At 67.0% G+C, this 10,542-nt stretch carries 10 protein-coding genes and 1 pseudogene; 10 read left to right on the plus strand and 1 reads right to left on the minus strand.

From position 1 onward, the window contains the following. Positions 1–1,380, plus strand: a 1,380-nt coding sequence (mutS, locus tag FKP22_RS11105; protein ID WP_141287559.1) for a DNA mismatch repair protein MutS, incomplete at its 5' end; no start/stop codon positions are given. A gap of 30 nt (positions 1,381–1,410) precedes the next feature. On the opposite strand, the gene FKP22_RS11110 is transcribed toward mutS, so the two are convergent. Continuing rightward, the gene (locus FKP22_RS11110; protein ID WP_141287560.1) at positions 1,411–2,103 is read right to left on the minus strand and encodes a helix-turn-helix domain-containing protein; all 693 of its coding nucleotides are present in this window, start codon (positions 2,101–2,103) and stop codon (positions 1,411–1,413) included. A gap of 85 nt (positions 2,104–2,188) precedes the next feature. Between FKP22_RS11110 and FKP22_RS34360 the strand changes: the two genes are divergently transcribed. From FKP22_RS34360 to FKP22_RS11155, 9 genes and pseudogenes are all read left to right on the plus strand, one after another. Continuing rightward, on the plus strand, positions 2,189–3,292 hold the full coding sequence (locus FKP22_RS34360; RefSeq protein ID WP_310733320.1) for a TolB family protein: 1,104 nt from the start codon (positions 2,189–2,191) through the stop codon (positions 3,290–3,292). A 90-nt stretch (positions 3,293–3,382) separates the two neighbouring features. After that, a complete protein-coding gene (locus FKP22_RS11120; protein ID WP_141287561.1) occupies positions 3,383–4,207 on the plus strand; it encodes a proteasome-type protease in 825 nt (274 codons plus the stop codon). 6 nt (positions 4,208–4,213) lie between these two features. Then, positions 4,214–5,032, plus strand: a complete 819-nt coding sequence (locus FKP22_RS11125; RefSeq protein ID WP_141287562.1) for an alpha/beta fold hydrolase — start codon at positions 4,214–4,216, stop codon at positions 5,030–5,032. A gap of 124 nt (positions 5,033–5,156) precedes the next feature. Further along, complete coding sequence (gene pyrG, locus FKP22_RS11130; protein WP_141287563.1) at positions 5,157–6,845, plus strand: CTP synthase; 1,689 nt, start codon at positions 5,157–5,159, stop codon at positions 6,843–6,845. After that, positions 6,842–7,699 carry a 3-deoxy-8-phosphooctulonate synthase gene (gene kdsA / locus FKP22_RS11135; RefSeq protein WP_141287564.1) on the plus strand — a complete coding sequence of 286 codons (858 nt, stop codon included), beginning with the start codon at positions 6,842–6,844 and terminating at the stop codon, positions 7,697–7,699. The genes pyrG and kdsA overlap by 4 nt, the downstream gene beginning before the upstream one ends. Before the next feature lie 93 nt (positions 7,700–7,792). Further along, positions 7,793–9,076 carry a phosphopyruvate hydratase gene (eno, locus tag FKP22_RS11140; RefSeq protein ID WP_141287565.1) on the plus strand — a complete coding sequence of 428 codons (1,284 nt, stop codon included), beginning with the start codon at positions 7,793–7,795 and terminating at the stop codon, positions 9,074–9,076. 103 nt (positions 9,077–9,179) lie between these two features. Next, positions 9,180–9,443: pseudogene (locus FKP22_RS11145) on the plus strand (septum formation initiator family protein); the annotation flags it as partial. Between the two features lie 101 nt (positions 9,444–9,544). Beyond that, positions 9,545–10,192 (plus strand): nicotinamide riboside transporter PnuC, encoded by a 648-nt coding sequence (pnuC, locus tag FKP22_RS11150; RefSeq protein WP_141287568.1) that lies wholly within the window; start codon positions 9,545–9,547, stop codon positions 10,190–10,192. Continuing rightward, the coding region (locus FKP22_RS11155; protein WP_141287567.1) for an AAA family ATPase at positions 10,185–10,542 on the plus strand (358 nt) is incomplete at its 3' end. The genes pnuC and FKP22_RS11155, both read left to right, overlap by 8 nt.

Here is a 10,542-nt window from a genome sequence, read left to right on the forward strand (position 1 = left end):
GTGGGCCAGCTGCTGGCCCGCGCCGTGGCCGAGGAGCCGGCGGTGCTGCTGCGCGACGGCGGCGTGATCGCCACCGGTTTCGACGCCGAGCTGGACGAGCTGCGCGCCATTGGCCAGAACTGCGACGCCTTCCTGCTGGAGCTGGAGACGCGCGAGCGTGCGCGCACCGGCATCACCAACCTGCGGGTGCAGTTCAACCGGGTGCATGGCTTCTACATCGAGGTCACCAGCTCGGGCCTGGACCGGGTGCCGCTGGACTACCAGCGCCGGCAGACGCTGAAGAATGCCGAGCGCTTCATCACGCCCGAGCTGAAGACCTTCGAGGACAAGGCGCTCTCGGCGCAGGACCGGGCGCTGGCACGCGAGAAGTGGCTGTTCGAGCAGCTGCTGGACCAGCTTCAGCACTGGCTGCAGCCGCTGGCCGCGCTGGGCCGGGCCCTCGCCAGCCTGGACGCACTGGCGGCGCTGGCCGAACGCGCCACCACGCTGGACTGGTGCCGGCCGGAGTTCGTCTCGCATCCCTGCCTGGACATCGAGGCCGGCCGGCATCCCGTCGTGCAGGCGCGGCTGGCCGAGACCGGCGCGGGGGACTTCATCGCCAACGACTGCCGGCTGGACGCGCGCACCAAGCTGCAGATCATCACCGGCCCGAACATGGGCGGCAAGAGCACCTACATGCGCCAGGTGGCGCTGATCGTGCTGCTGGCGGCCATGGGCAGCTACGTGCCCGCACGGCGCTGCCGGCTGGGGCCGATCGACGCGATCCACACCCGCATTGGCGCCGCGGACGACCTGGCCAACGCCCAGTCCACCTTCATGATGGAAATGACCGAGGCGGCCGCCATCGTGCACGGCGCGACCGAGCATTCGCTGGTGCTGATGGACGAGATCGGCCGCGGCACCTCCACCTTCGACGGCCTGGCGCTGGCCTCGGCCATCGCCACGCAGCTGCACGACCGCAACAAGTCTTTCACGCTGTTTGCCACCCATTACTTCGAGCTGACCGAGTTCCCGCGCAAGCACGAGCGGGCGCTGAACCTGCACGTGAGCGCGGTCGAAAGCGGGGACGACATCGTCTTCCTTCACGCGATCGAGCCCGGCCCGGCCAGCCGCAGCTACGGCGTGCAGGTCGCCCGGCTGGCCGGCATGCCGCCCGCGCTGGTCCGCCAGGCGCGGCACACGCTGGAAGCGCTGGAAACCAACTCGCGCGCCGGTGACCCGCAAGTGGACTTGTTCGCCGCGCCGGCTGCCTCGCCGGTGCGCGAAGCCTCTGCCGTGGAGCAGGCAATGGCGGCGATCAACCCGGACGCGATGTCGCCCAAGGAAGCGCTGGACGCGCTGTACCGCCTGAAGCAGTTGCAGGCGCAGGGCCAGGGCTGAAACGCACGGCCTTCACCCGGCAGGAATCGCTCAACGCGGCTCGCGCACGTGGATGAGGTGCATCAATGAGGACACCGGCTTGTTGGCCTTGTCGCTCAACGCACCGTAGCGGTCGTAGACGGCGTTGAGTTCGCGGGCCAGCGCTTCGGTTTCCGCTTCGGTGAGCCAGAGGCGGCACCAGTAATAGAGGAAGTCGTCCGGCGGCTGGGCGTGGCCCTCGCGCGGCAGGATGGTGGTGAACAACCCCGCCGAAGGCGTGTGCGCCAGGCACAGCTCCAGGCTGGGCGCCTGGCGCACCAGCGAGCGCGACATGGCCGACAAGGCCTGGCCGTGCCAGCGCTGCGAGAAGTCCGCAAAGACGGCCTCGTAGCTTTCCATCGGCGCATGTTCGAGGCTGACGCGCACACGGTCCGCCACGCATCGGTAGAAAGTGACGCGGTGGCGCGCCCGCTTCTCCACGCGCTCGGGGCGGATCAGGCCGGCTTCGCTCAGACGCTTGATCCAGTAGCTCATCGCCGGCTTGGCAATGCCCAGCTCGGCCGCGGCGCCGGCCAGGTCCGCGCTGCGGCCCAGGAAGGGCTTCAGGTGCAGGCGCTTGTCCGGCAGCCAGAGGATCTCGACGGCGGCCGGCTCGGTGACCAACAGGTCGGCGGCCGGCGTCCAGCCGGGCACTTCGTCGGAGGGTGAAAGGCGCAACGCGGTGGGCTCACGGTTCAGTTTCAAGCATGTTATTTGAACGGTGCGCTGCCTAGCCTTGGCACCGCCGCCTCACCCGGGGTGGCGCGACTGATTCAGGGACGACAACGCCATGCACAACCGATCCGCCACTTTCTCCACAGCCCGCCGCCTGCAACGCATGGCCGCGCTGATGGCCCTTGCCTGCAGCCTCGCCGCCTGTGGCGGCGGCGGCAGCGACACCTCGGAGCCGACCAGCGGCCCGGCACCCGCGCCCAGCCCTTCGCCCTCGCCTGCCCCATCCCCCTCGCCTTCGCCAGCTCCCGCACCGGCACCCACGCCTGCCCCGGCACCGGCCCCTTCCGTCTCCGGACGGCTGTGGCACGAGGACTACGCGCTGGACTTCCGCGACGGCACGCAGATCGCTTCGCCCGATGGCGCACTGCCCTCGCAGGTCACCGCCGAACTGGACGCCTGGCCCTGGCCGGACGGCAGCCAGTACGCCACGATCGACTGGAACAGCTACGACGAATACACCACGCTGAAGGTGGTGGACACGGCCAGCGGCAACGTCCTCTACTCGGCCACGTCCAACCGCTACCTGCGTGTGGGCGCACCTTCTCCGGTCAACAAGTCCATGCTGCTGCTGTCGATTGCCGACGACGTCATTTCCCCGGAAGACTGGATCTTCGTGGACCTGAGCACCATGACGACGGTCAAGCAATTCCCGGCAAACGACTACATCAGCTGGTTGCCGGACGGGCGCTACCTGGCCGTCAGCGTCAGCGGGGCGATGCAGATCGGCCAGGTGGATGGCGGCGACACGCCTGCCGGGCAGTTGAGCTTGCCCCCCGGCCGCCAGGTGGGTGGCGTGTGGGTCAATCGGCAGGGCACGCAGATGGCGCTGCGGCTGGAGAACCCGAACACCACTGGCGGCGAGGCGGACATCTGGGTGGCCGGGATGGACGGCAGCAACCTGGGCCGGGTGACGCAGACCACGATGAGCTACTTCCCGAAATGGTCACCTGACGGCCGCACGCTGGCGTTCGACGTGGACACCGGCCACTTCTGCAACGGCGTGGGCTGCATGGGCAGCTGTGACCTGTGGTGGGTGCCGGTGGAGGCCCGCAACGTGGTCGCACTGCCCGCCAGCGGCGATGCGAACCGCTTCTACGTGAAGGACCGGGACGGTGAGCAGCAGATCCTGGGGTGCGAGCTGTTGGCCTGGACCGACTGATCCCGCGCCAAGCGCATGCTCGGCCGGGCAAAGTCCCGGCCAGCGTGGACAATCGCGGTTTCAGCGATTTCCCGGTCCGCGGGCAATTCCATGACTTACTGCGTCGGCATCCGGCTCAACGCCGGCCTCGTGTTCCTCTCGGACTCCCGCACCAATGCGGGCCTGGACGCGATCAGCACCTTCCGCAAGATGATCGTGTACGAGCAGCCCGGCGAGCGCTTCATGGTGCTGATGTCGGCCGGCAACCTGAGCATCTCGCAGTCGGTGCGGGAAATCCTGCAGGTCGAGAAGCTGGCCAACGGCGACGAAGAGCCGATCACGATCTGGAACGCCAAGAGCATGTTCGAGGCCACGCGCGTGCTGGGCAGCGCGGTGCGCCGGGTCTATGACCAGGACGGCCCTTCGCTGAAGGCCGCGGGCATCGATTTCAACTGCAGCATGATCTTCGGCGGCCAGATCGGCAACGAGGCGATGCGGCTGTTCCTGGTCTATTCGGCCGGCAACTTCATCGAGGCCACGCGCGAGACCTGCTTCTTCCAGATCGGCGAGAGCAAGTACGGCAAGCCCATCCTGGACCGGGTGCTGACGCCGGGCACGCCGCTGGACGAAGCGGCCAAGTGCGCACTGGTGTCAATGGATTCGACGCTGAAGTCCAACCTCTCGGTCGGCCTGCCGCTGGACCTGATGGTCTACGAGAAGGACAGCCTGCAGAGCAACCGCATCGCGGTGATTGACGACCACAACCCGTATTTCCGCATGATCCACAACACCTGGGGCCAACGGCTGCGCGAGGTGTTCGAGGGCATTGACGATCCGCACTGGGGCGGCGGCGACGCGGTGCATCCACTGCTGACACCCAGCCATCGCTACGAACCGATGCGCAAGATCCAGGGCCCCGACGAAAAAATCGTCTGATCCGGCATGGCTGACACGATCGTCTTTGCGCACGCCAATGGCTTTGGCGCCGGCACTTACCGGGTGCTGTTCGAGCGCTGGCGCGCGGCAGGTTTCGAGGTCAAGGCCCCCGAGCGCCTGGGCCATGACCCGAAATACCCGGTGGCGAGCAACTGGCGCGCACTGCGCGACGAATTGCTGGCGTTTGTCGAACGCGAAACCGAAGGCAGGGTCTTCCTGGTTGGCCATTCGCTGGGCGGCTTGCTGAGCCTGATGGCGGCCAGCCGCCGGCCCGAACTTGCGCGCGGCCTGCTGATGCTGGACTCGCCGGTGATCACCGGCTGGCGTGCCCACAGCCTGCAAATGGTCAAGCTGGGCGGCCTGCTGCCCAGCATTTCGCCCGGCAAGGTCTCGGTCAAGCGGCGCCATGAGTGGCCCAGCCGCGAGGCCGTGCATGCGCATTTCGCCGGCAAGCCGGTGTTTGCCCGCTGGGACCCGCGGGTGCTGGCCGACTACGTGGCCACCGGCTTTGTCGAGGCCGATGCGGCCGAGGCGGTGCGCGAAGAGGCCCGCATCGTGCTGGGCTTCAAGCGCGAGATCGAAACCCGCATCTACAACACGCTGCCGCATCACCTGGGGCTGGTGCTGCACAAGCATCCGCTGCAGTGTCCCGTGGGCTTCATTGCCGGCACCCAGTCAGCCGAAATGCGCCAGGGTGGCACCGAAGGCGCGCGGGCACTGGCCAAGCAGCGTTTCGTCTGGTTCGAAGGCACGCACCTGTACCCGATGGAGCGGCCGGACGACACGGCCGACGAAGTGCTGAAGCTGCTGCGCGGCATGTCCTGAACACGCGGCCCCGCCCGGCCGGGTAGGCCCCGGTATAATGCCGTTTTACCACCACAGCGTTCGTGCATCCCCGTGATGCGGCCTGTCTTCGGGCCCGCGGGCGAGACCGCGTACGCTGCAAGAAATGACCAAGTTCGTCTTCGTCACCGGCGGTGTGGTGTCTTCCCTGGGCAAGGGCATCGCATCGGCCTCTCTCGCAGCGATTCTTGAATCGCGCGGTCTCAAAGTCACCCTCATCAAGCTGGATCCATACCTGAATGTGGATCCGGGCACGATGTCGCCGTTCCAGCACGGCGAGGTGTTCGTCACCGACGATGGCGCGGAGACCGACCTGGACCTCGGCCACTACGAGCGCTTCATCACCACGCGCATGAAGCGCAGCAACAACTTCACCAGCGGCCAGATCTACAAGACGGTGCTGGAGAAGGAACGTCGCGGTGACTACCTCGGCAAGACGGTGCAGGTCATCCCGCACGTCACCAACGAGATCCAGGAGTACGTCAAGCGCGGCGCGGGCTTCGGCACGCCCGAAGCGGTCGACGTGGCCATCGTGGAAATCGGCGGCACGGTGGGCGACATCGAGTCGCTGCCCTTCCTCGAAGCGGTGCGTCAGCTCAGCCTGAAGATGGGCCCGACCAACACCGCATTCGTGCACCTCACCTACGTGCCTTACATCAAGGCTGCCGGCGAGTTGAAGACCAAGCCGACCCAGCACACGGTGCAGAAGCTGCGCGAGATCGGCATCCAGCCGGACGCGCTGCTGTGCCGCGCCGACCGCGAGGTGCCGGCCGAGGAGCGCGAGAAGATCTCGCTGTTCACCAACGTGGCCTCGCATGGGGTGATCTCGATGTGGGACGTGGACACCATCTACAAGGTGCCCCGCATGCTGCATGAGCAGGGCCTGGACGAGCTGATCTGCATGAAGCTGCAGCTGCTGACCCGCCCGGCCGACCTGCGCACCTGGGACAACCTGGTGCACGAGGTGGCGCATCCGAAGGGCGAAGTCACGATCGCGATGTGCGGCAAGTACACCGAGCTGTCGGACTCGTACAAGTCGCTCAACGAAGCGCTGCGCCACGCCGGCCTGCACAACCATGTGCGCGTGAAGATCGAATACGTGGACTCGGAAGAGCTGAACGACGCCAACGCCGCCGTGCAGCTCAGCGGCTTCGATGCCGTGCTGGTGCCTGGCGGCTTTGGCAAGCGCGGCGTGGAAGGCAAGATCGCCGCCGCCCGCTTCGCCCGCGAGCACAAGTTGCCGTACCTGGGCATCTGCCTGGGCATGCAGGTGGCCACCATCGAATACGCCCGCCACATGGTCGGCCTGACCGGCGCCAACTCGACCGAGTTCGAGCCCGACACGCCGCACCCGGTGATCGCGCTGATCGACGAATGGCAGGACGCCGACGGCTCGATCCAGAAGCGCGATGCCAACTCCGACCTGGGCGGCACGATGCGCCTGGGCGCGCAGAGTTCGGACGTCAAGCCAGGCACGCTGGCCCATGACATCTACGGTCCGGTGGTCACCGAGCGCCACCGCCACCGCTACGAGGCCAACGAGCACTACCTGGACCGCCTGCAGCAGGCCGGCCTGGTGATCTCGGCCATCACCCAGCGCGAGAAGCTGACCGAGATGGTCGAACTGCCGCGCACGGTGCATCCGTGGTTCGTCGGCGTGCAGTTCCACCCGGAATTCAAGTCCACGCCGTGGGACGGCCATCCGCTGTTCAAGGACTACATCAAGGCGGCGATCAGCCACCAGCAGCAAGCTGCTGCAGCGTCCGCCGCCACTGCCGAAAAGGGCACCGCATGAAACTCGCCGGATTCGAGGTCGGCCTCGACAAGCCGTTTTTCCTGATCGCCGGGACCTGCTCGATCGAAGGGCTGGAGTTGACCCTGGAAGTGGCCGGCCAGCTGAAGGAAGCCTGCACGGCGCTCGGCATTCCGCTGATCTACAAGGGCTCGTTCGACAAGGCCAACCGCTCGTCCGGCACCACCAAGCGCGGCGTCGGCATGGAGGCGGGACTCAAGATCCTCGACGAGGTGCGCCGCCAGACCGGCCTGCCGGTGCTGACCGACGTGCACGACGCGACGCAGGTGGCAGAGGTCGCCAGCGTCGTGGACGTGCTGCAGACCCCGGCCTTCCTGTGCCGCCAGACGGACTTCATCCGCGCGGTCGCGCAATCGGGCAAGCCGGTCAACATCAAGAAGGGCCAGTTCCTCGCGCCCTGGGACATGAAGAACGTCATCGACAAGGCCCGCGCCGCCGCGCGTGAGGTGGGCCTTTCCGAAGATCGCTTCCTGGCCTGCGAACGCGGCGTCAGCTTCGGCTACAACAATCTGGTGGCCGACATGACCAGCCTGGCCGAGATGCGCAATTCCGGCGCGCCGGTGGTGTTCGACGTGACCCACTCGGTGCAGAAGCCCGGCGGTCTTGGCGGCTCCAGCGGTGGTGCGCGCGAGATGGTGCCGGTGCTGGCGCGGGCCGGCGTGGGCGTGGGCGTCGCGGGCCTGTTCATGGAGACGCACCCGAACCCTGCCGAGGCCTTCAGCGACGGCCCCAACGCCGTGCCGCTCAAGCACATGAAGACGCTGCTGGCGCAACTGGTCGCTCTGGACAAGGTGATCAAGGCCCAGCCGTTGCTGGAGAACGACTTCAGCTGCTGAAGTCTCGCCCGCGGCGCAACAAGCTGATGTACGCGGGTAACCCGTTTCTGGCACCCTGCGCGCCGCAGAAGAATTTTCATTACGGAGAGAGCAATGAGTGCAATCGTTGACATCGTCGGCCGCGAAATCCTCGACAGCCGTGGCAACCCCACGGTCGAGTGCGACGTGCTGCTGGAATCGGGCGTGATGGGCCGCGCGGCCGTGCCTTCTGGCGCTTCGACTGGCTCGCGTGAAGCCATCGAGCTGCGCGACGGCGACAAGAGCCGCTACCTGGGCAAGGGTGTGCTGAAGGCCGTCCAGAACATCAACAACGACATCAGCGAAGCGGTGCTGGGCCTGGATGCCTCCGAGCAGGCCTTTCTGGACAAGACGCTGATCGACCTGGACGGCACCGACAACAAGAGCCGCCTGGGCGCCAACGCGATGCTGGCCGTCTCGATGGCCGTGGCACGTGCCGCAGCCGAAGAGTCCGGCCTGCCGCTGTACCGCTACTTCGGCGGCATGGGCGGCGTGCAGTTGCCGGTGCCAATGATGAACGTCATCAACGGTGGCGCGCACGCCAACAACAGCCTGGACCTGCAGGAGTTCATGATCATCCCGGTCGGCGCGCCCAGCTTCCGCGAAGCGCTGCGCTACGGTGCCGAGGTCTTCCACGCGCTGAAGAAGATCATCGATGCCAAGGGCATGAGCACCACGGTCGGCGACGAAGGCGGCTTTGCGCCCAGCCTGCCCAGCCACGAAGCCGCGATCCAGCTGATCCTGGAAGCCATCGACAAGGCCGGCTTCGAGGCCGGCACGCAGATCGCCATCGGCCTGGACTGCGCCGCCAGCGAGTTCTACAAGGACGGCAAGTACCACCTCGAAGGCGAAGGCCTGACGCTGACGGCCGCCGAGTGGACCGACATGATGGCCACCTGGGTCGACAAGTACCCCATCATCTCGATCGAAGACGGCATGGCCGAAGGCGACTGGGACGGCTGGAAGCACCTGACCGAGCGCCTGGGCAAGAAGGTCCAGATCGTGGGCGACGACCTGTTCGTCACCAACACCAAGATCCTGAAGGAAGGCATCGAGAAGGGCATTGCCAACTCGATCCTGATCAAGATCAACCAGATCGGCACGCTGACCGAGACCTTCGCCGCCATCGAGATGGCCAAGCGCGCGGGCTACACCGCAGTGATCAGCCACCGCTCGGGCGAGACCGAAGACAACACGATCTCCGACATCGCCGTGGGCCTGAACGCCGGCCAGATCAAGACCGGCTCGCTGAGCCGCAGCGACCGCATGTCCAAGTACAACCAGTTGCTGCGCATCGAGGAAGACCTGGGCGACGTGGCCGTGTACCCGGGCCGCGCCGCGTTCTACAACCTGCGCTGACCGCATGCCGGGCCTTTGCGCCCGGCGCCGCTCACCATCGCCGGGCCCTCGCCCGGCGTTTTCGTTTTGGGGTGCCAACAAGGGCTTGCGGCACAATCGCGACATGCGCGTGCTGCCCTTTGTCCTCGCCGCCTTGCTGGCGCTGGTGCAGGCCGAACTCTGGTTCGGCCGCGGCGGCGTGCCACATGTGATGAACCTGCGCAGCGAACTGGCCACGCAGCTGGCCGCCAACGACAAGGCGCGCGCCCAGAACGAGCGCCTCTCCGCCGAGGTCGCCGACCTGAAGAACGGGCTGGAAATGGTCGAGGAAAAGGCCAGGCTGGAACTGGGCATGGTCAAGCCGGATGAGTTGCTGGTGGTGATTTCCAGCAGCGCCGGCAGCACCGGAAATGCGGCGCCCAAGCCACCCGCGCCGCTCGCGCCAGCCACGGCCGCCCCCTCGCAACCCTGACGCCGATGCCGAACTGGATGTTCGCTGCCTTGCAGGCAGCCGTTGCCCTGTGGGCCACCCTGCTCGCGCCCGCCTTCACGCTGTGGGGCAGTCCTTTCACCTGGCTCGAACTGCTTGCCTGCGTGCTGGCCATCTGGATGGTGGCCTGCAACATGCGCGTGAACCCGCTGGGCTGGCCGCTGGCCATCGCCAGTTCGCTGCTCTATGCGGGGCTGTTTGCCGAGTACAAGCTGTATGGTGAAGCCAGCCTGCAGATCTTCTTTGTGCTGGTCGCAGGCTGGGGCTGGTGGCAATGGCTGAGCGGCCGTGGCGAGGATGGCGGTGCGCTGCGCGTGCATCGCCTGACCGGCCGGCAACGCGCTCTGGCCTTGCTGGCCACGCTGCTGGGCTGGCCATTGCTCGGCTTGTTGCTGCGCCGCTTCACCGACAGCGACGTGCCGTTCTGGGACGCGCTGCCCACCATCGCCAGCATCACCGGCCAGACCCTGCTGGGCCGCAAGCTGATCGAGAACTGGCCGGTGTGGATTGCGGTGAACCTGGTCAGCATGGGCTTGTTCGCAGTCAAGTCGCTCTGGCTGACGGTGCTGCTGTACGCGGTGTTCACCGTGATGGCGGCCGCGGGCTGGCAAGCCTGGCGCAGGCTGGAGGGCCGGGTCAGTGCCTGAGCAGCAGCAAACGGGGCGGGTCATTGCGCTGGTCGGCGCCGAGAGCACCGGCAAGAGCACGCTGGCCGCCGCGCTTGCACCCCGCGTGGCCGAACTGACCGGCTGGCCCTGCACCTGGGTGCCCGAATACCTGCGTGAATGGTGCGATGCACAGGGGCGCACGCCACGCGAGGCCGAGCAGGAAGCCATCGCCCTTGAACAAGCCAGGCGCATCGAACTGGCCGCTGCCACGCATGCCGTGGTGCTGGCCGACACCACGCCGCTGATGACGGCCGTCTACCACCGCCAGGTGTTCGGCAGCCAGGCATTGGATGCCATGGCGCTGGCCTGGCAGCGCCGCTGCGCGCTGA

The sequence above is a fragment of the Ideonella azotifigens genome (genome assembly GCF_006519715.1).
Taxonomy (GTDB): Bacteria; Pseudomonadota; Gammaproteobacteria; order Burkholderiales; family Burkholderiaceae_C; genus Ideonella; species Ideonella azotifigens.